This window comes from Paenarthrobacter sp. NPDC057981, from assembly GCF_042886835.1.
In the GTDB taxonomy this organism is placed as follows: domain Bacteria; phylum Actinomycetota; class Actinomycetes; order Actinomycetales; family Micrococcaceae; genus Arthrobacter.
This window is the reverse complement of sequence record NZ_JBHVQI010000020.1, coordinates 1-18790: the sequence shown is the minus strand read 5'-3', so window position 1 is coordinate 18790 and position 18790 is coordinate 1. Positions and strand designations below refer to the sequence as shown.

General features: G+C 64.5%; 19 protein-coding genes and 1 riboswitch. Of the genes, 4 read left to right on the top strand and 15 right to left on the bottom strand.

Features of this window, described 5'->3' with window-relative positions:
• The first annotated feature begins 73 nt into the window (after positions 1-73).
• Complete coding sequence (locus ACFVSI_RS16490) at positions 74-856, top strand: VOC family protein (protein ID WP_387825876.1); 783 nt, start codon at positions 74-76, stop codon at positions 854-856.
• Here ACFVSI_RS16490 and ACFVSI_RS16485 read toward each other — a convergent pair.
• Complete coding sequence (locus ACFVSI_RS16485) at positions 853-1752, bottom strand: PaaX family transcriptional regulator C-terminal domain-containing protein (protein WP_387825873.1); 900 nt, start codon at positions 1750-1752, stop codon at positions 853-855. The two genes, ACFVSI_RS16490 and ACFVSI_RS16485, sit on opposite strands and share 4 nt — an antisense overlap.
• A gap of 188 nt (positions 1753-1940) precedes the next feature.
• Between ACFVSI_RS16485 and ACFVSI_RS16480 the strand changes: the two genes are divergently transcribed.
• Positions 1941-2474, top strand: coding sequence for a hypothetical protein (locus tag ACFVSI_RS16480; RefSeq protein ID WP_387825871.1), 534 nt, complete (start codon positions 1941-1943; stop codon positions 2472-2474).
• A 57-nt stretch (positions 2475-2531) separates the two neighbouring features.
• Here ACFVSI_RS16480 and ACFVSI_RS16475 read toward each other — a convergent pair whose 3' ends face one another.
• From ACFVSI_RS16475 to ACFVSI_RS16445, 7 genes are read right to left on the bottom strand one after another with little or no spacing between them, the layout of a single operon-like run.
• Entirely contained in the window at positions 2532-2933 is a 402-nt protein-coding gene (locus tag ACFVSI_RS16475; RefSeq protein WP_387825868.1) for an acyl-CoA thioesterase, read from the bottom strand.
• A 7-nt stretch (positions 2934-2940) separates the two neighbouring features.
• Positions 2941-4299 (bottom strand): MFS transporter, encoded by a 1359-nt coding sequence (locus ACFVSI_RS16470; RefSeq protein WP_387825865.1) that lies wholly within the window; start codon positions 4297-4299, stop codon positions 2941-2943.
• Between the two features lie 2 nt (positions 4300-4301).
• A complete protein-coding gene (locus tag ACFVSI_RS16465; protein ID WP_387825862.1) occupies positions 4302-6707 on the bottom strand; it encodes a bifunctional salicylyl-CoA 5-hydroxylase/oxidoreductase in 2406 nt (801 codons plus the stop codon).
• Positions 6708-6720: 13 nt separating this feature from the next.
• Positions 6721-8391: an AMP-binding protein gene (locus ACFVSI_RS16460; protein ID WP_387825859.1), complete on the bottom strand. Its 1671-nt coding sequence runs from the start codon at positions 8389-8391 to the stop codon at positions 6721-6723.
• A gap of 46 nt (positions 8392-8437) precedes the next feature.
• Entirely contained in the window at positions 8438-9304 is an 867-nt protein-coding gene (locus ACFVSI_RS16455) for an acyl-CoA thioesterase (protein ID WP_387825856.1), read from the bottom strand.
• Positions 9305-9306: 2 nt separating this feature from the next.
• Positions 9307-9789: a cupin domain-containing protein gene (locus tag ACFVSI_RS16450; RefSeq protein WP_387825853.1), complete on the bottom strand. Its 483-nt coding sequence runs from the start codon at positions 9787-9789 to the stop codon at positions 9307-9309.
• A gap of 30 nt (positions 9790-9819) precedes the next feature.
• Positions 9820-10650 carry a fumarylacetoacetate hydrolase family protein gene (locus tag ACFVSI_RS16445; protein WP_387825850.1) on the bottom strand — a complete coding sequence of 277 codons (831 nt, stop codon included), beginning with the start codon at positions 10648-10650 and terminating at the stop codon, positions 9820-9822.
• A 137-nt stretch (positions 10651-10787) separates the two neighbouring features.
• On the opposite strand from ACFVSI_RS16445, the gene ACFVSI_RS16440 reads away from it, so the two are divergent.
• Complete coding sequence (locus ACFVSI_RS16440) at positions 10788-11186, top strand: RidA family protein (RefSeq protein ID WP_144660636.1); 399 nt, start codon at positions 10788-10790, stop codon at positions 11184-11186.
• A 40-nt stretch (positions 11187-11226) separates the two neighbouring features.
• Positions 11227-11571, top strand: coding sequence for an iron chaperone (locus ACFVSI_RS16435; protein ID WP_387825847.1), 345 nt, complete (start codon positions 11227-11229; stop codon positions 11569-11571).
• A gap of 20 nt (positions 11572-11591) precedes the next feature.
• Here ACFVSI_RS16435 and ACFVSI_RS16430 read toward each other — a convergent pair whose 3' ends face one another.
• From ACFVSI_RS16430 to ACFVSI_RS16400, 7 genes are all read right to left on the bottom strand, one after another.
• Positions 11592-12389, bottom strand: coding sequence for an IclR family transcriptional regulator C-terminal domain-containing protein (locus tag ACFVSI_RS16430; protein ID WP_387825844.1), 798 nt, complete (start codon positions 12387-12389; stop codon positions 11592-11594).
• A gap of 24 nt (positions 12390-12413) precedes the next feature.
• Positions 12414-13454 (bottom strand): LLM class flavin-dependent oxidoreductase, encoded by a 1041-nt coding sequence (locus tag ACFVSI_RS16425; protein WP_387825841.1) that lies wholly within the window; start codon positions 13452-13454, stop codon positions 12414-12416.
• Entirely contained in the window at positions 13451-14842 is a 1392-nt protein-coding gene (locus ACFVSI_RS16420) for an NtaA/DmoA family FMN-dependent monooxygenase (RefSeq protein ID WP_387825838.1), read from the bottom strand. The genes ACFVSI_RS16425 and ACFVSI_RS16420 overlap by 4 nt, the downstream gene beginning before the upstream one ends.
• Positions 14839-15930, bottom strand: coding sequence for an LLM class flavin-dependent oxidoreductase (locus ACFVSI_RS16415; protein WP_387825836.1), 1092 nt, complete (start codon positions 15928-15930; stop codon positions 14839-14841). The genes ACFVSI_RS16420 and ACFVSI_RS16415 overlap by 4 nt, the downstream gene beginning before the upstream one ends.
• A 9-nt stretch (positions 15931-15939) precedes the next feature.
• On the bottom strand, positions 15940-17061 hold the full coding sequence (locus tag ACFVSI_RS16410) for an NADH:flavin oxidoreductase/NADH oxidase (protein WP_387825834.1): 1122 nt from the start codon (positions 17059-17061) through the stop codon (positions 15940-15942).
• Positions 17062-17100: 39 nt separating this feature from the next.
• Positions 17101-17211: riboswitch (SAM riboswitch) on the bottom strand.
• Positions 17212-17738: 527 nt separating this feature from the next.
• Positions 17739-18407, bottom strand: coding sequence for a 3-oxoacid CoA-transferase subunit B (locus tag ACFVSI_RS16405; RefSeq protein WP_387825831.1), 669 nt, complete (start codon positions 18405-18407; stop codon positions 17739-17741).
• A 2-nt stretch (positions 18408-18409) separates the two neighbouring features.
• Positions 18410-18790: 3-oxoacid CoA-transferase subunit A (locus ACFVSI_RS16400; protein WP_387825828.1), on the bottom strand; the 381-nt coding region annotated here is incomplete at its 5' end.

Here is an 18790-nt window from a genome sequence, read left to right as displayed (position 1 = left end):
GCCTCCCCGGAAGCCCAGCGCATGGGGCAACCGGGGAGGCTGCTGTGCCCATCAGCCCTATCCAAGGAGTCCCATGTCCACCAAAATCTCGAGCTGGCCCGAAGGCACCCCCATGTGGGTGGACCTTGGAGTGGAAGATCCTGAAGCCGCCAAGGGCTTTTATTCCGGGCTTTTCGGCTGGGAGTACCTCTCCGGAGGCGAAGATTCAGGTGGCTACCTCCTGGCCCAGGTTCAGGGCCGCGCCGTTGCCGGAATCGGACCCAAGCAAGACCCCGCCGCTCCCAACGTTTGGACCACCTACTTCGCCGCGGACGACGTCGATGTCACCGCGAAGAAAGTGGCTGCTTCCGGCGGCCAAGTGATCGCGCCGCCCTTCGACGTCATGGATTCGGGGCGGATGGCACTGGCCATGGACTGCGCCGGTGCCGTGTTCGGCATCTGGCAAGCGGGAAACCACATCGGCGCTGAACGCGTCAACGAGCACGGCGCCCTGTGCTGGAACGAGCTCCACACCAGCGACTACGAGGCCGCCCAGTCCTTCTATTCGGACGTCTTTGGCCTTGGCTATCAGGACGTCACCAAAGACGAATTCGTCTATTTCACCATCAAGCGCCCGCAGGATGGACGGGAAGTCGGCGGAATCCACTACGACACTGAGCTTGCCCTTGGCGCGCCGGATCACTGGCTTGCGTGGTTCGCCAGCGACAACGTCCAGCGGACGGCCACGGAGGCGACAGTGCTTGGTGCCAGCCTGGTCATGCCGGTCATGGACAGCCCGTTGGGACGCATGGCGATAATCCAGGCACCCCAAGGTGAGGTGTTCGGAATCATCGACGCGCCCCGCACCAGCGACTAGGCAGCAGCCGGATCCAGCGCCTCCGCAATGACCTCGTGCGCATGCGCTGCGGCCAGGGGTGCCGCCAAGCGGTGTACCGCCTGGAAAGTCCGGCGAACCGCGGGTCCATGCCACTCCGGCGGAAGGTAATCCGCCGGAAGATTCGGGTCCCGGTACGGAAACTTGCGCCACATGGTGAGCATGGGGATGTAGTAGCGGAAAGCGTCACGCCGCAACTCCTCCGTGGACTCAGCCAAAGCAGTGCGCGGGTCATCACCCACGCGTTCGATCCACTGCTGCTCCGCGCCTGAATACAGCTCAAGGAACTCGGTGAACTGCTCATCGAGTTCCTTGAGATCCCACCATTCGGAGATCTTGGGGCGCATGGGACCGTCAAAAACGTAGTCGCTCCTGAACAGGTCAACGAATTCGATCAGCCCGTCCGCAGTGAGGCGCTCCCGGGCCTGATCCAGCTTGTGGGCGGGCGCGATCCACACACCGTTCGCTACGGAGCCGAAACCCAGGCCGGACAGCGCGGACCGCAGCTGGTGCCTGCGGTTGCGCAGCGATTCCGGCACGGAGAACACTGCCAGCACCCAGGTGTCCACCGGGGCAGGCTGTTGGGGAGCGAAGATCCGCCGGTCTCCTTCGCGGAACACGTCGCTGATTGACTCCGAAATTTTGTACTTGGCGATGCCGCCCTCACGGACGCTTTTCAGCACGCCTTTGGCCTTGAGCCGTGAAACTGACGACCGCACACCAGGCGCGTCATAGCCCAGGGAACCCAGCATGGAGATCAGTGCGGAGACCGGCAATGCATCGCCTGCGTTCCTGCCGTAGAGGCCGAAGATCGTGACGAGGAGTTGCTGGTGGCGCACCGGGGGTGCCGGGACGGCGAACATCGAAAACATCCTCATTTCCGCGCCACAGTTCAGGCGCCAGTCCACTTCATCATAGGTGTGGGCACGGCACTGATCCCTCAACAAACCGCAGTGAGCTGGCGGGTACATACTAAGGGTGCTTACTATAGAGGCACGCTTGAACTCCGCGTCAGGATCAAGAAGCCACACCCAGTACTTTCCGCATCGACGATAGGAAGCACATCATGGCAGGAAATCTTGTAGCCCGTTCCATTCACGACCTTACCGCTGCGGCATGGTTTGGCGGCTCTTTGATGGGGGCCATTGGGCTTAACGGCGCTGCGGCAGAAGCCAAGGACCCCACTGAGCGCACCCGCTTGTCCAGCAAGGGCTGGGGCAAATGGGCTCCGATCCAAACAGCAGCCTTCGCAGGCCACCTCGCCTCCGATCTCGCTATCGCCTGGGAGAACAAGGGCCGTATCGCCAAGCAGGACAGCGTTGCCGCCAACACCGTCTACAAGAGTGTGGTCACCTTGGCCGGAGCAGCCGTGACCCTGTACGCGGGCATTGTGGGCAAGAAAGTGGACCAGCTCTCCGGCGAAGGTGCCGAAGGAGCGACGGAACCACGCCCGGGCGCCTCCGATGAACTGAAGTCGGCCCAGACCCAGCTGAAAGCCCTGCAGTGGGCCATCCCGGCCTTCGCTGCCTGGGTCATCATCCTCGGGGCAAAGCACGGTGAAATGCAGCGCCCCAAGAACGTCCTGAAGGGCCTGCGCTAAGCAAAAACCCTCCGCCGAGTTGGCACTTAATGACAATCCCGGAGTCCCGCATTGTCATTAATTGCCAACTCGCGGGGGCGAGACAGCCCTGGCCAGATGTTCGGGCCAGGGCTGTGCTGTGCTGGCCCCTTGGGGGACGTGCGCTGTGGTGACCGTCCCGTATGCGGCGACCTCACCGGCGTCGGACGTTATTTCGAAAGCCAGGGTCAGTGAGGTCCGGCCGAGCGCGTGCACCTTCACGGTCGCAGTAATGCGCTGGCCGAACCACAGCTTGGCTTTGTAGTTAATCACCTGCTGCACGCGTGGCGCGCTGGGGAAGTAATCCGGCAGCTCGAGGCGGCGGAACAGTTCAGCCTCTGCGGCCTCCACCCAGCGCATGATCGCGGAGTTGTGCTGGTGCCCGGAGGCGTCCGTGTCCACCCATTCGACGGTTCGCTCGACGCACGCCTCCGGAAACATGGCTCTCCTACCGTGCGCCGATTGCGGCGTCGTCAGTATCAACGTCGACGGCGGCCACCGGCACCTCGGGATGCGGTTTCGGAATGAGTGCGACGGCGACAGCAGCCAGGACCGCGATGCCGGCGAAGATCCCGAAGTTCGCCTCAAACGGGAGCTTCGAACCGGCGATCCACCCACCGATCAACGGGCCCGAGATGGCGCCAAGCCGGGCGAAGCTAAGAGCCCAGCCCGTTGCCGTGCCGCGCACCTTCGCCGGGTAGTAGTCGGCGATGTAGCCCGTGAGGACCAGTGAGGTGGAGATGGAGCCGACGCCGGCGAAGGCCACGAACAGCAGGTTGACCACCATGGTGTTCGGGAAGACCAGGAGCATGATGCCCAGGCCGCCCAGGATGTAGAAGACCACCAGGATCAGCTTCTTGCCATACTTGTCCGCCGCACGGCCCAGGAGCAGGCCGCCGATGGCCGAGGCGAGGCTGAAGACCAGGAGGAAGGTCAGCGAGGAGCCGAGGTCGTATCCGGCCTTCTTCATGATGCTCGGCAGCCAAGTGTTCAGCCCGTAGACCAGGAGCAGGCCGCAGAACAGCGAGATCCAGAAAAAGACCGTGGAGCGCAGGTACTGCAAGGAGAACATGGTGGTGATGGTCTTCCACCACGGATCGACTTGAACACCGGCCGCCGGCTTCGCAACGACCACCGGCCGGTAATCCGTGATTCCCAGCTTTGCTGCGAGCGACGTGGCTTCGGCACTCCGCCCCTTGGACTCCAGGTACTCCAGCGATTCGGGCAGGAACTTCCAGATCACTGGCAGCAGGACCACGGGAGCGGCACCGATCGCAATCACCGCACGCCACCCACCCAGCGGCAGGACGAACAAAGCTGCCAGCGCCGCAGCAACAATGCCCAGGGAGTAGCCGGAATACATGAGTCCGTAGTTATACGAGCGCTTGTTCGGGGCGGAGTACTCGATGGTCAGTGCGGCAGCAACGGGAATCACGCCGCCCATGCCGAGCCCACCGATCAGGCGGAAGAGTCCGAAAAGCTCCGGAGTCGGAGCCCAGGCAGCGCCGGCCTGGGTGAGCGTGAAGATGATCATGGAGGCCAGGAGCATCTTCTTGCGGCCCACGAGGTCGCTCAGGGTGCCGATGAACAGGGCGCCTATAAGCATGCCGATCAGGGCATATGAGCCAAGGCCACCCAGAGCCAGCGGCGAGAGGTTCCATTCCTTGTACTCGGCGAGTGCGGGGAGGACGGCTCCCAGCACGCCGACGTCGTAACCTTCGGCGAGGATCGCCAGCCAGCAGCAGAGGAGCACCACACCTGTGGTGCGCTTGGGCACGTTCCAGGTGTTGACGGGTGCGGCGGCCACGGCTACTTCACCAGGACCGATGCTGAACGGGCTGATGCGGCCGTTGCGGCCGGGGTCCAGCGCAGGTGGTTGGTGGCTTCTTCGACATCGGGCTCCTTCAGAAGGGACAAGCGCGGGCGGATGGCGTCGGTGCGTGAGCTTGGTGGCTTGCGGCGTCCGGCACGGAACTGCGGAATCCACTGGGCGCCCGGGCCTTGGTATTCCTGCTCGGCTGCTGCGTGAAGGGTCCACTGGGGATCGTACAGGTGGGTGCGGCCCAAGGCGATCAGGTCGGCTCGTCCAGCGAGGAGGATGGAGTTCACGTCGTCGTAGCTTGAGATGGCGCCGACGGCGATGACGGCCACGCCTGCGGGAGCGGCGACTTCCTGCCGGATCCGGTCCGCGAACGGGGTCTGGTAGCTGCGTCCGAAAGCGGGCTTTTCTTCCTTGGCGACCTGGCCGGTGGAGATGTCCAGGCCCGCTGCGCCGTGCTCCACAAACGCCTTCGCGATCTGAACCGAATCATCGGAGGTGTTGCCGCCGTCGATCCAGTCCGTCGCGGAGATGCGTACCGTCACCGGCTTGCCGGCCGGCCAAACCGCGCGGACGGCGTCGAACACTTCCAACGGGAACCGCAACCGGTTCTCCAGGCTGCCACCATACTCGTCCGTGCGCTGGTTGGAAACCGGCGAAAGGAAGGAGGAGAGCAGGTAGCCGTGGGCGGCGTGGATTTCCAGGAGGTCGAAGCCTGCTTCGTCCGCGCGCTTTGTTGCTGCGACAAACTCGGCCTTGATGGCATCCATCCCGGAGCGGTCCAGTTCCACAGGGGTCTGGTTTTCGGCGCTGTACGGCAGGGCGGAAGGCCCGACGGCGGTCCAGTTGCCGGAGTCGAGGGGCTGGTCGATGCCTTCCCACATGAGCTTGGTGGAGCCCTTGCGGCCTGAGTGGCCCAGCTGGGCGCCGATCTTGGCCGTGGAGCGGGCGTGGACGAAGTCGACGATTTCCTTCCAGCTGTCCCGCTGCTCGTCGGTGTAGAGGCCGCTGCAACCGGGGGTGATGCGGCCCGTTTCGGAAACACACACCATTTCCGTCATGACCAGCCCGGCACCGCCAAGTGCCTTGGAACCGAGGTTGACCTTGTGGAAGTCGCCGGGGACGCCGTCCGTGGCGGAGTACATGTCCATGGGCGAGACGATGATGCGGTTCTTGAGCTCGAGTTCGCCGATGCTGAAGGGCTGGAACATCGCCGGCGCAACTTCGGTGAGACCCTGGGATTCGGCGAAGTTCCTGTCCACTGCATCCGCGAATTCGGGGTCGCGCAGGCGAAGGTTTTCCTGGGTGATGCGGCGGCTGCGGGTGAGCAGGTTGAACGCGAACTGGGTCGGGTCCTGGTCCTTGTACTGGCCGATGCGCTCGAACCACTCCAGCGAGGCCTGAGCGGCACGCTGGGTGGACGCGACCACAGGACGGCGCTCGGTTTCGTAAGCCTCCAGTGCGGCCTCCACCGTGGGGTGCTCGTGAAGGCAGGCTGCCAACGCCAGGGAATCCTCCATGGCCAGCTTGGTGCCGGAGCCGATCGAGAAGTGGGCCGTGTGGGCGGCGTCGCCCAGCAGGACCACGTTGCCCTTGCGCCAGCTCTGGTTGCGGACCGTGGTGAAGTTGATCCACTTGGAGTTGTTGGTGAGGACCTCGTAGCCGTCCAGTTCCTCGGCGAAAATCTCACGGATCTTGGCGATCGACTTCTCGTCGGAGACGCCCGGAGGGAAGACTTCATTGGCGGTCTCGTCGAAGCCTGCAGCGTGCCAGACGTCCTGGTGCATTTCCACGATGAACGTGGAACCCTCATCCGAGTACGGGTAGCCGTGGATCTGCATGACGCCCCACTCGGTTTCCTTCACGAAGAACTTGAAGGCTTCAAAAACCTGGTTGGTGCCGAGCCACATGAACTTGTTGGTCCGTGGGTCCAGGTTGGGCTTGAAGGAGTCTGCGTACTTGGCGCGGATCTGCGAGTTGATGCCATCTGCGGCAAGTACCAGATCGTAGTTGGCCTCCAGTTCCTCGATGGCAGGGGCCAGGGTGCTGAACCGTACATCCACGTTCAGTTCGATGCAGCGGCGCTGCAGCAGTTCCAGCAATTCCTTGCGGCTCATGGCAGCGAAACCCTGGCCACCCACGGTGATGGTTTCCCCGCGGAAGTGGATGTCGATGTCGGACCAGCGGGCGAAGCGGCGGCTCATGTACTCGGCCACCACCGGGTCGGCGTTGCCGATGCCCCCGAGCGTCTCATCGGAAAACACGACGCCGAACCCGAAGGTATCGCTGGCAGCGTTGCGTTCCCAGAGGGTGATGTCGTGGGACGGATCGAGCTGCTTCATCAGTGCTGCGAAGTACAGGCCGCCCGGGCCACCTCCGACGATTGCGATCTTCATGGTGTTGCTCCTTCTACGCCTGGCTCTGGCCTGCGGCGGTAAGTTCGTTGGTGCTGGGGATGTCCTGCGCGAGGACGCGGTCGCGCAGCTTGAAGTGCTGCAGTTTGCCGCTGGGATTGCGTGGAAGTTCGGTGACGAAGCGGACATCGCGGGGGTATTTGTACGGGGCGATGGTTTGCTTCACGAAGTCCTGGATCTCCTTGCGCTTGGCAGCGTCTCCGGTGACGCCCTCGCGCAGGACCACGAACGCGCACACGATGCTGCCGCGTTCCTCGTCCGGGATGCCGATGACCGCGTTTTCCACCACGTCCGGGTGCTGGTCGATGGCCGCCTCAACCTCGGGTCCGCCGATGTTGTACCCGGAGGAGACGATCATGTTGTCCGAGCGTGCCTGGTAGGTGAAGTAGCCGTCCTCGTCCATGGAGAATGTGTCCCCCGTGACGTTCCAGCCGTTCACCACGTAGTTCGCCTGCCGGGGATCGTCGAGGTACCGGCAGCCCGTGGGCCCAATGATGGCGAGGCGTCCGGTTTGTCCTGCCCCGAGTTCGTTGCCCTGGGCGTCAAGAATCGTGGCACGGTAGCCCGGCACGGCCTTGCCCGTGGTACCCGGACGGATATCGTCCCCGGCCGCCGAGATGAACACGTGCAGCATTTCCGTGGCCCCGATGCCGTTGACCAATCGCTGGCCAGTAGCTTCGTGGACGGCTTCCCATGTTTCCTTGGACAGGTGCTCGCCGGCAGAGACGGCGACCCGGAGGCCGCTAAGCAGGTCGCCGCGCTTCTCCTTCAGGATGGCCCGGTAGGCCGTGGGTGCAGTGAAGAGCACCGTGGCTCCTGCCTCTGCTGCTCGTTCGGCCAGTTCCACGGGACCGGCTTTTTCTGTCAGCAAAGCCGACGCACCGAACCGCAACGGGAAGACCACCAGTCCGCCGAGGCCGAAGGTGAAGGCCAGCGGAGGAGATCCCGCGAAGACGTCGTCGGCGGTGGGCTTCAAAATGTACCGCGCAAAGGTGTCCGCGTTGGCCAGGATGTCCCGGTGGAAATGCATGGTCACCTTGGGCACGCCCGTGGTTCCGGACGTGGGTCCCAGCAGGGCAACGTCGTCCGAGGACGTGTCCACTGCCGTGAATTCGCCGCTCTTGCGGGAACAGCGGGTGGTGAGGTCGCCGTCGTCGTTCTTTCCGTACGTCAGGACCGTCACGTCATCACCGGCCGCGACCGCGAGCTCGTCCACGAAGCGGTGGTCCGAAATGGCGACCACCGGCTTGGTGAGCTGGATGATCGTGGAGACTTCGGTGGAGCGCAGCATGGGCATGGTGGTGACCACAACGGCGCCGGCTTTCAGGACGCCCAGCCAAGCCGCGACGATCCACGGGTTGTTCGGGCCGCGAAGCAGGACGCGGTTGCCGGGCACCACGCCAAGGTCCTCGGTGAGTACTTGGGCAACCTGGTTGGAGCGGGTCTGGAGCTCGCCGTACGTCCAGACAACGCCGTCTGGGGTGCGGAGGGCGGGGCGGTCGGTGCCGTGCCGGGCGACAGCGTCGTCGATCAGCACGGCGGCGGCGTTGAGCCGGTCCGGGTAGTTCAGTTCGGGGAGGGTGAATTCGAACGCCGGCCAGGTATCGGTGGACGGCAGGTGGTCTCGAGTGAACGTGTCCACGTGGGCCGATGGCAACATGCTCATGGCCGTTCCTTTCAGTGGTGCGTCGTTGGGGCTGGGGATGATGGTGTCAGGCGCGGATCATGCCCTCTTGGGCGACGGTCGCGAGGAGTCTTCCCTGACGGTCGAAGAAGCGGCCCATGGCGAGGCCGCGGTTGCTTTGGCCGGAGATGGCTTCCTGGGCGTACAGCACCCAGTCGTCCACCCGGCCGTCGCGGTGGAACCACATGGAGTGGTCCAGGCTGGCGGTGGCGAGCCCGGGGCTGGACCAGTTAAGACCGTTGACCCGCAGCAGCGGTTCGAGGATGGTGTAGTCGCACACGTAGGCCAGTGCGGTGCGTTGCAGGTTGGCGTCATCAGGCAGGGTGTCGAAGGCTTTGACCCAGATTGCCTGCTGTGGGGCCGTTCCACCCTCCAGCTCGACATATAACGGGCCGGGAATATGCCGCATATCGAAACTACGGCCGGTGGCCCAGTAGTCGGCGGCTGCGCCTTGGCTTTCAGTGAGCGCCTCCGCTGCGGAACGCAGCGATTCAGGCTCGACGGCGGCAGGCGCCTTGGGCTGGAAGTCTGGACCGCCTTCGGGAACCTGGAAAGAACCCATCGCGGCATACACAGGCTTGCCGTTCTGAAACCCCCGGACGGTGCGGGTGGAGTAACCGCGGCCATCGCGCAGGCGCTCGACTTCATAGCGGACCGTGGAACCGATATCGACGGGGCGCATGAAGTAGCTGTGCATCGAGTGGAGCTGCCGGTCGGCATCCACTGAGCGCATCATCGCTGCTGCGGCCTGGGCCACCATGTCTCCACCGTAAGCCTTGGGCCACGGAACGTACTGGGTGGTGGCCTCATAGGCTTCGTCGAAGACCTGGGGTTCCGTCTCCGTCAGCTCAACCGCCCGGAGGAAGGTCTCCGACGTCAGGGTTCCCGTGATCATGGCTACGCCCGGCGGTAATCGGCGAGGGTCTCGTCCGGGACGTCCTCGAGGTTGACCACGAGATTCTCCGGCGTGCGGGCTGTCAGCCAGACAAGTTCCTCGGTGACGGACATGTTCGCTTCAACGTGCGGCATGAACGGGGGCACGAACACCCAGTCACCGGCCTTCATGTCGATGAACTCGCTGTAGTTCTCGCCGAAGTAGATGCGTCCGTGGCCGCGGAGAACGTAGCCGCCGGTTTCTGCTTCGCCGTGGTGGTGCGGGAGCGAGCGGTAGCCGGGGGTGTTGGAGACCTGGCCGAACCAGATCTTGGTTGCCGGGGTGTGCTGGATGCTGACGCCGGAGACTCGGATGCAGTCGCCGGACTGTGCCGTGTTGCTGTCCTCTGCGCCGGCCCGGGTGACGACGGGGACGACCTTGCCGTCCGGCTGGGCGTAGATGGAGTTGTCGCCTTCGAGGCGGTATTCGGTGGTGGCCTGGCTCATGGGGTTTCTCCTCTTGTTTAGGCTGTCTTCTTAGGCGTGGACGGGTGCGTGGATCGCGAAGCGGTTTTCCAACCGGCCGATCCCTTCGATTTCGGTGACCAGCGTGTCGCCGTCCCGCAGGAAACGTGGCGGGGTCATGCCCATGCCCACTCCCCCGGGTGTTCCGGTGAGAACGAGGTCGCCAGGGCGCAGGATGGTGAACTGCGAGATGTAGGACAACAGCTGGGCCGGTCCGAACACGAGCGTGCGGGTGTTGCCGTTCTGGACGAGCTCGCCGTTCACGTAGCCCTTGACCTGGAAATGCTCGCCAGCCTCGTCCGCGGTGACCAGCACCGGGCCTACCGGAGTGGTCCGGTCCCAGGCTTTGCCCTGGAACCACTGCAGCGTCCGGTTTTGCCAGTCGCGCATGGAGACGTCGTTGGCAACGGTGTAGCCGGCTATTGCCTCGCGCGCCTGGTTCTCGTCCGCTTGGTACAGCTCGGAACCCACGACGACGGCCAGCTCGGCTTCCCAGTCGACGCGGCCGCTGCCGTGGACTTCTACAGGATCGTTCGCGCCGACCAAGGTATCCGCGTACTTGGCGAACAGTGTCGGATATTCGGGGAGGTCCCGGCCCATCTCCTGGATGTGGTCTCCGTAGTTCAGGCCACAGCAGATTACTTTGCCTGCACTGGGCAGCAGGGGTGCGAAGTCCGGGTTGCTGATGACCCCGCCGTCGGCTGCCTCAGCCACGGCCCGCCAATTGTCTTGGCGCAGGAACGCGCCCACATCAGTGGCCGGAAGCGCGACGTAAGTACCGTCGCCCGTGGCGAGTGCCGCCGTCGTACGTCCGCCCGAGGTGCGCAGGGTGGCTAGTTTCATCGCTGGGTTCCCTTCGAGTTATTCGATGTGTCGACTTTTTTACGATCGTCACATATGCTCAACGTAGCAGGGCGGGAATGATCTGCATAGGGGCTTTTCAAAAGTTTTCGCAACTGCCACAACCGAGGAGGACCACCATGAGCCACAAGACCATCAACCCGGAATCGCTGCCCAAGCCGTCCGGATTTGCCCACGGAATGCTCGCCGGAAACACCGTGTTCCTGGGCGGGCAGACAGCGCTGGACAAGGACATGAACATCGTTCCCGGCGGCATCGTGGAGCAGTTCACGCAGGCGTTTTCCAACGTCCTCACCACGCTGCGCGAAGCCGGCGGACAACCCGAGGACCTGGTCAACGTGACCATCTACCTCACCGACGTGGACGACTACATGGCCAATGGCCGCGAGATCGGGCGTATCTGGCGTGAGATGGCCGGCTCCCAGTACCCGGCCATGGCGGGCATCGGAGTCACGCGCCTCTGGCAGAAGGAAGCCATGATCGAAATCCAGGGCATCGCGGTGATTCCGGAGCGCTGAGTTACTGGCCTCCCGGACGGGCGTGCGGCAGCATTGGCCCATGGGAACCGTCACGGAGTACTTGGAGAACGTCAGCGCCACCAGCCGACCCGTCCTGGAGCGGATCGTGGAGATTGCCCGGGAACTGGCGCCCGAGGCCGAAGAAGGCACCAGCTACGGGATGCCTGCGTTGCTGGTGGAGGGCAAGGGCTTGGTGAGCGTGCTCGAAACCAAGAAGCACCTTGCCTTGTACCCTTTCAGCGGCCAGATCCTGCCTGAAATGTCGGAAGAGCTGGGCGGATATTCGTGGTCGCCGGGGACTCTGCGGTTCTCCGTGGACAATCCCGTGCCCGACTCCATGGTGCGCCGGATCCTGGAGACGCGGCTGGCGGCGATCCGCAAGTAGTTTTTGTACAGTACAAAAACTCAGTGCTTGGCGGAGACGTCCTGGGAGATCGCGTCCGCGGTTGCCACGACGGCTTCCCGCACTGAGTCCACATACCCCTCCGGCTGCGCAGCGACTGCCTGTGCCTGCAGGGATACGTTGATCGCAGCGACGGTGTCGCCGTTGTTGCGATTGTGCACCGGCGCCGCGACGGACATGAGACCGAGTTCCAGTTCCTGGTCCAGCAGGCACCAACCCTGTTTCCGGACACGCTCGACGGCGGTCCTCAAGTCGGGCACGCTGGTGACAGTCCGCGGGGTAAGCGGCTTGAGTTCGACCCATTCAAGGTAAGCATCCAGCTTTGCCGGCGGCAGGCCTGCCAGCAGGACGCGGCCCATGGAGGTGGCGTAGGCGGGGAAACGGGTGCCCACCGTGATGCCGACATTCATGATGCGTTTGGTGGCTACCCGGGCAACGTAGAAGATGTCCTGCCCGTCCAACACCGCAGCCGACGTCGACTCCCCCAGCTTCAGCGACAGCTCCTCAAGGTGCGGCTGCGCCAACTGCGGCAAGGACAGCGCCGAAAGGTACGAGTAGCCCAACTGCAGCACCTTGGCCGTGAGCGCGAAGGTCTTGCCATCGGTCCGTACGTAGCCGAGTTCCACCAGCGTGTGCAGGAAGCGTCGAGCCGTGGCGCGGGTCAGGTCCGTGCGGGCCGCGACTTCGCTGAGGGTCATGACCGGGTTGTTCGCGTCGAAGGCCCGGATCACAGCAAGACCCCGGGCCAACGACTGGACGTACTGGTCGCTGGCCTGCGGGGTCGTTGCGGGTTCGCTCATGGTTACCAATCGTAGTGGCCGCAGTCAGGCGTTGACCCCCAGGGCGGGAGCCTTGAATTGCGGAAGCCAACCCAATTCGGGGGCAATCTTGTTGGCAAAGTCCGTGATGATCTGCCCGTAGTCCTCAATGGAGAACTCGTAGGGCAGGTTGATCTGAAGCTCGGTGGCCTCGGCGACCACGGGGTCGGCCAGGAGTGCTTCGACAATCTGCTGGCTCGTGCCTACCAGGTCCGGCGCGAAGAGGGTCCGGCGTTCTCCGTGCGGTTTGAGGGTTCGTTCGAAGCGGCCCGCACCATAGGCGCGGTAGCGCTCCCGGGTTGCGACGTCCGCTCCGTCCAACGAAACTACTACACGCCCGACGACGACGCGCGGCGCCTGGGTGCCACGATAGCCGGCCAGGTACCGGGAGATATTCGCACCTTGGGCTTCGGTGAACACATCGCTGGCTTCCCCGGACACGATGTTGCCCACCACCAGGTTCACACCCTGCGCCGCGGCCCATTCGGTGGACTTGGCCGATCCCGATCCGTACCAGATCCTGCTCCGCAGGCCCGGGCTGTACGGCTGCAAACGGGGACGCTGGACGTTGCCTGGTGAGTGGATCACGGTGTCCGGGTCGCCCAGGAAGTTGCCCTCCAGGTTCTCCAGCAAGCGTTCGATCCTGCGATGCGACAAATCAAAGGTGCGCCAGTCGCCGTCGAACACTTTGTCCCCCAGAAGCTCCGCGTGAGGCGGCGTTCCGGCGCTCAGACCGATCTGGAGGCGGCCGCCGGAGAGGACATCAGCGGTGGAGATGTCCTCGGCCAGCCGGAAGGGGCTCTCGTAGCCGATCGGAATGACGCCTGTGCCGAGCTCCAGCCGTGAGGTGCGCTGTGAGGCTGCCGCGAGGAAGACCGTGGCCGAGGAGATGCCGTGTTCCAGATGGCGCTGCCGGACCCAGCCTCCGTTGTAGCCGAGCCGCTCACCGAGTTCGAAGAGTTGGAGGGTTTCTTCCAGGCCGCGGTGGGGATCGTTGTCCGGGTAGTTTCCGGGCGTGAGGAAGCTGATGGATTTGAGGGTGCTCATGAGGCTTCTTCCAGGTTGAGGGCGGCGGCTTCGGGGACGCGGTGGGCCACGGTTTCGGGCAGGCCGAGGTTTTCACGCAAGGTGCTTCCCGGATATTCGGACGGGTAAATCCCCCGTTCCTGCAACGCCGGGACAAGCAGTTCCACGACGTCGTCCAGCCCGTCGGGGAAAGCATGCGGGGTGACATTGAGGCCGTCGAAGGCATCCGAGCGGACGTAGTGGGCCAACTGATCCGCAACTGTGGATGCAGAGCCGATGAACCCGCGCCGTTCGGACAGGTGGTGGACCAGCTCCCGGACGCTGTAGTTGTGCTCGCCGGCCAGCGCACGCCATTGCCGCGACTTGACCGTGGGCTCGTGGCCGGTGTGGACAATGCCGTGGGTGTGGCTTTGCCGGGAAGCTACGGGCTCGAAGGAAGGCAGGGGACCATCCAGGTCAACGGCCGAGAGGTCGGTGCCCCACACACTCTCGATGGCTTGCCGCACTGCGCGGTCATTGAGGGCGAACTCCTTGTAATACGCGGCCTTCTCGGCAGCTTCGGCGTCCGTTTCCGCCACGACGAGGTTGGCGCCGGGGAAGATCTTGATGTCGTCCCCGGGCCTTCCGTATGAACGGGCGCGGCGACGGATGTCCGCCGTGAACGCCACGGCGTCGTCGAATTCTATGTGGTGGGTGAAGATTCCTTCGGCCCTCCGTGCGGCGAAGTCGCGGCCTTCAGCGGAATCCCCGGCCTGGAAATACACCGGCTGGCCTTGCGGGCTCCCGGGCACCTGGGGCGTGGCATCGATGCTGCGGAATTTCCCTTGGCGGCGGACCTGACGAGGCTCCGCGGACCAGGACTCGGCGTCACGGCTCCCGGCGATGGGACCGAATCCGTCCCAGAGATCCTGCACTGCGGCGACGTAATCCTCGGCGTGCGTATAGCGCTCCGTGTTCGGCAGGAAGCCCCCGCGGCGGAAGTTCTCCCCGGTCCAGGCGTTGTCTGTCGTCACGATGTTCCACCCGGCCCTGCCTGCGGTCAGCACGTCGACGCTCGCAAGGCGCCGCGCCAGGTCCACCGGGTCCGAGTACGTCGTGTTCAACGTTGCTACCAGCCCGATGTTCTTGGTCTTCGCAGCCAGGTAGGAGTAAAGCACCAGGGCGTCAGGCCTGCCGGTGATCGCGATGTCGTTCAGCTTCCCGAGGTGCTCGCGCAGCCGCAGGCTTTCCCCGAGGAAGACGGTGGAGAAGAGACCCCGCTCAGCGCTCTGGACCAGCTCGGCGTACTTGTCGAAGTCGTAATAGTCCTCCAGGCGATCCGTGGTGCTCCAGTCATAGTTGGGGCTGAAGGGCTGGAAAAGTGCCAGGTGGATCCGGGCATCCGGACGGGGGTACTCGTTGCTGCTCATGCTGGCTCCTTGCTGGTCGCGATGGCGTTCACGGGCGCGGGCAGGCCCAGGGATTCCCGCAGTGTGCTTCCGGGCGCCGGCGGGACGAACACTCCGGCAGATACAAGGCCCGGGATCACCTCTTCCGCAAATACTTCGAGTTCGACGTCCAGTACCGCCGGAAGCAGCCTGACCCCGTCGACGACGCCGGACAGTTCAGTCAGCAGGGCGCGCAACTCCGCTGCGTCCCCCACAAAGCGCAAGAAGTCCGGCGATGCCGGCCACGGCGAAGCTGCGTCCAACGCGTGGAGACGCTGCTGCGCGGGTGGGCCGCCGGCGTCGAGCACTACCTCCAGGTCCGCGACGACGCGACGGACGCCCCGCCGTCGTTCTTCCCTTGCAACGGCGGCGATGCCCGCCACGCTGTCCGCACTGACGACGACGGCGTCCGGCAGTTCCTCGGCCAGCTCGCCAGGGCGGCCGAACACCACGGGCTGGCCCTGCGGTGGGCGGGGCGTGATCGACGGGCCTTTGATGGAGAAGAACTCGCCCTTGAAGTCGGCGTAGTGGAACTTGTCCAGGTCAAGGAAGCGGTTGTTCGCGGCGTCGGCAATGAACACGCCGTCTTCCCAGGTGTCCCACAGCCTGCGCGTAGCGGCCACCACTTCGGCGCCCTCGCGCTGGACCGCGCTCTGGTCCAGGACCGGCTCCGAACCGTAGCTTGCGGCAATCGCCGACGACTCACGCGCTTCAGCCAGCCAGCCCGAGCGACCCCTGGACGCCCAATCCAGGCTGCTGAGCTGATTGGCGAGGTGGTAAGGCTCAGCGTGGATGGTGTTGACGGCGGGAACCAGACCGAGCCGGTCCGTCGACGCTGCGACGAACGCCGCCACTTCCACAGTGTCCAGGCGGCCTGTCACGTTCGGGCTGCCTGCCCCGGCGCCATCCCGGAACGTGGCGAACGTGAAACCCGCAGCTTCTGCCGCGGACGCGACGGCGGCGAACCGCCGGGGCGTTAGCAGCTCCGTCGGTGGGTGCTTGGCCTGGCGCCACGCGGCGGGATGGGCCCCGTCGCCGTCCAGTTCAATGCCGAGTGCAAACTTGCTCATGGAAATCCCCTACTTCCAGATCGCGCGTACGTACTGCTTCTGCCAGAGCTGCTCTGCCGCTTGGTGCCCGAGTTCGTGCGCGGCCCGCAGCCCAAAACTGGGGTCCGCCAGCCCCGCCCGTCCGACGAAAACCGCGTCGGCAGTTCCCGAGGCGACGATTTCTTCCGCTTCCTGCGGCGACGTGATGAGTCCGACGGCGGCGACCGGTACTTCCGCTTTGGCGCGCAGGTGCTGGGCGAGCGGGACCTGATATCCGGAACCCAATGGAATCTCGGCGGGAAGGAGCCCACCGCTGGAAACATCCACCAGATCCACGCCGCGCTCCCGCAACCATTGGCTGATCTCGGCGCTGTCATGGACGGTCAGGCCGTGCTCCAGCCAATCCGTGGCGGAGAGCCGGACGAACAACGACGGACCCGTGGCGCCCAGGACCTCTTTCACCGCGTCCACTACGTCCAGGAGCAGCCGTGCCCGGTTCGGGAGCGAACCGCCGTAGTGGTCCGTGCGCTCGTTGGAGAGCGGCGAGAGGAAGGAGTGCAGGAGGAAGCCGTGCCCGGCCTGGATTTCGACGACGTCGAACCCGGCACCACGGGCGCGCACGGCACTGGCGGCGAAATCTTCAACGATTCTTTGCAGTTGCGCGCCTGTAGCCTGCGTTGGCTCGGTTGACCCAGGGAAGGCTATGGGCGAGGCAGAGAGCGGAGTCCAGCCGCCGTCCTCGATCGGAAGGGCGCCGGGTTCGGTATGCCATGGAGTGCGCAGGGAGGCTTTCCGGCCGGCGTGGGAAAGTTGGATGCCGATCCTGGCGCCGCGTTCATGGACGAAATCGACAATGTCCTGCCAGGCCTGCTCCTGGGAGTCATTCCAGAGGCCGGTATCGCCCAACGAGATCCGAGCCTCAGGGGAGATCGCCGTAGCTTCGGCGAAGATCAGGCCGAAACCGCCCTTTGCCCTGGCGCCGAGATGAACGACATGCCACTGGCCGGGTACGCCATCTTCCGCGGAGTACTGGCACATCGGGGAAAGCCAAAGCCTGTTCCTGAACGTGCGGGAGCCCAGGGTGATGGGCTGGAAAAGGCTGACGTTGGTTGGTTCTGCTGCTGGTTCTCCTGCTGTTTGCGGCGCGCTCACGCGGTTCCTCCCGCTTCAGGGGCCGCAGACAGCCGGCTCGACATTCGCTTGCCGCAGGCGCGGCCAGGTCTGTTTCCGGAGCACCCCGCCACTTCAATGCCTGAGGGTTGCCGCAGCACGAGCCGGTCCTTGGTGTGCTGACTCTTGACCTATGGCTCGAATCTAGGGCGGTACATTGCGTGCGGACAAACGGGTTGTCTTGCGGCGTTACCGGGCGAAACGGCGCGTCAAAGGAGGGCGCATTGCGTAACGATGCGTCGTTGAATCCTCCGTTGCGAGGCCTACTCTGCGGGCTCTTCCATGACAGGGCCCACGCCGCCCGGGTTCCCTGACCGAGCTTGCGAGGTTAGGGAGGCGGTGGGGACGCAGAGCGGGCCTCACAACGGGAGGGACCTCATTGCGAGGCCTACTCTGCGGGCTCTCCCGGGGAAATAACGCGCAGAACGGGCCTCACAACGGGAGGGACCTCATTGTGAGGCCTACTCTGCGGGCTCTCCCATGACTGGGCCCACGCCGCCCGGGTTCCCTGACCGAGCTTGCGAGGTTAGGGAGGCGGTGGGGACGCAGAACGGGCCTCACAACGGGAGGGACCTCATTGCGAGGCCTACTCTGCGGGCTCTCCCGGGGAAATAACGCGCAGAGCGGGCCTCACAACGGGAGGGACCTCATTGTGAGGCCTACTCTGCCTTTTTGAGGGGCAGCGGTACGAGTTCCTGGATCTCCTCGAAGGTGCAGCCAAACGTTTCGCGGACGGTGACGCCTTCGGGGCCGGTGAGGAACACGGCTTTGTCGGTGTACACGCGGGTGACGCAGCCGACGCCGGTCAGCGGGTAGGTGCAGTGTTCCACCAGCTTTGAGGCGCCGTCACGGGTCAGCAGGGTCATCATCACGAACACGTCCTTCGCGCCGGTGGCCAGGTCCATGGCGCCTCCGACGGCGGGAATCGCGTCGGGTGCGCCGGTGTGCCAGTTCGCGAGGTCACCGGTGGCGGAGACCTGGAACGCACCGAGGACGCAGATGTCCAGGTGCCCGCCGCGCATGATCGCGAACGAGTCGGCGTGGTGGAAGTAGGACGCTCCAGGCAGTTCCGTGACGGGGATCTTCCCTGCGTTGATCAAGTCACCATCAACGGCATCCCCTTCGGCGACAGGGCCCATGCCGAGCATCCCGTTCTCCGTGTGGAGGGTGATGTTCTGGTCCTCGGTGAGGTAGTTCGAAACCAGCGTCGGCTGCCCGATGCCCAGGTTCACGAACGAGCCCGGGGCGATATCGCGGGCCACCAACTGGGCCAGTTCATCGCGGCCGAGCGGCTTTTCGGACGTTTGGGTGCTTGTTTGCGTGCCCATGCTCAGGCCACCTTTCCGTTCGAAGAACCAGCAGCTGAACCAACCCGGACCACCGAATTCACGTAAATCCCCGGAGTCACCACGTTCTCCGGATCCAGCGAACCCGTGGGCACGATCTCTGAGACCTGCACAACGGTGCGCTTCGCCGCGGCGGCCATAATCGGGCCAAAGTTCCGGGCGGTCTTGCGGTACACGAGGTTGCCCTTGCCGTCAGCCTTCAACGCCTTGATCAGCGCGACGTCGGCGTGGATCGGAGTCTCGAACACCTGCCACTTCCCGTCCAGAAAGCGGGTTTCCTTGCCCTCGGCCAGCGTCGTGCCATACCCGGTGGGAGTGAAGAAGCCACCGATACCGGCCCCGGCAGCACGGATGCGTTCGGCCAG

What these genes read in the sequence shown, in the direction of transcription:
- ACFVSI_RS16450 (WP_387825853.1), bottom strand. Translation starts at nt 9,789, where the DNA reads ATGAGCCAGGCCACCACCGAATACCGCCTCGAAGGCGACAACTCCATC.
- ACFVSI_RS16455 (WP_387825856.1), bottom strand. Translation starts at nt 9,304, where the DNA reads ATGATCACGGGAACCCTGACGTCGGAGACCTTCCTCCGGGCGGTTGAG.
- ACFVSI_RS16485 (WP_387825873.1), bottom strand. Translation starts at nt 1,752, where the DNA reads ATGAGGATGTTTTCGATGTTCGCCGTCCCGGCACCCCCGGTGCGCCAC.
- ACFVSI_RS16420 (WP_387825838.1), bottom strand. Translation starts at nt 14,842, where the DNA reads ATGAGCAGCAACGAGTACCCCCGTCCGGATGCCCGGATCCACCTGGCA.
- ACFVSI_RS16475 (WP_387825868.1), bottom strand. Translation starts at nt 2,933, where the DNA reads ATGTTTCCGGAGGCGTGCGTCGAGCGAACCGTCGAATGGGTGGACACG.
- ACFVSI_RS16465 (WP_387825862.1), bottom strand. Translation starts at nt 6,707, where the DNA reads ATGAAGATCGCAATCGTCGGAGGTGGCCCGGGCGGCCTGTACTTCGCA.
- ACFVSI_RS16460 (WP_387825859.1), bottom strand. Translation starts at nt 8,391, where the DNA reads ATGAGCATGTTGCCATCGGCCCACGTGGACACGTTCACTCGAGACCAC.
- ACFVSI_RS16425 (WP_387825841.1), bottom strand. Translation starts at nt 13,454, where the DNA reads ATGAGCACCCTCAAATCCATCAGCTTCCTCACGCCCGGAAACTACCCG.
- ACFVSI_RS16480 (WP_387825871.1), top strand. Translation starts at nt 1,941, where the DNA reads ATGGCAGGAAATCTTGTAGCCCGTTCCATTCACGACCTTACCGCTGCG.
- ACFVSI_RS16445 (WP_387825850.1), bottom strand. Translation starts at nt 10,650, where the DNA reads ATGAAACTAGCCACCCTGCGCACCTCGGGCGGACGTACGACGGCGGCA.
- ACFVSI_RS16440 (WP_144660636.1), top strand. Translation starts at nt 10,788, where the DNA reads ATGAGCCACAAGACCATCAACCCGGAATCGCTGCCCAAGCCGTCCGGA.
- ACFVSI_RS16405 (WP_387825831.1), bottom strand. Translation starts at nt 18,407, where the DNA reads ATGGGCACGCAAACAAGCACCCAAACGTCCGAAAAGCCGCTCGGCCGC.
- ACFVSI_RS16435 (WP_387825847.1), top strand. Translation starts at nt 11,227, where the DNA reads ATGGGAACCGTCACGGAGTACTTGGAGAACGTCAGCGCCACCAGCCGA.
- ACFVSI_RS16430 (WP_387825844.1), bottom strand. Translation starts at nt 12,389, where the DNA reads ATGAGCGAACCCGCAACGACCCCGCAGGCCAGCGACCAGTACGTCCAG.
- ACFVSI_RS16415 (WP_387825836.1), bottom strand. Translation starts at nt 15,930, where the DNA reads ATGAGCAAGTTTGCACTCGGCATTGAACTGGACGGCGACGGGGCCCAT.
- ACFVSI_RS16490 (WP_387825876.1), top strand. Translation starts at nt 74, where the DNA reads ATGTCCACCAAAATCTCGAGCTGGCCCGAAGGCACCCCCATGTGGGTG.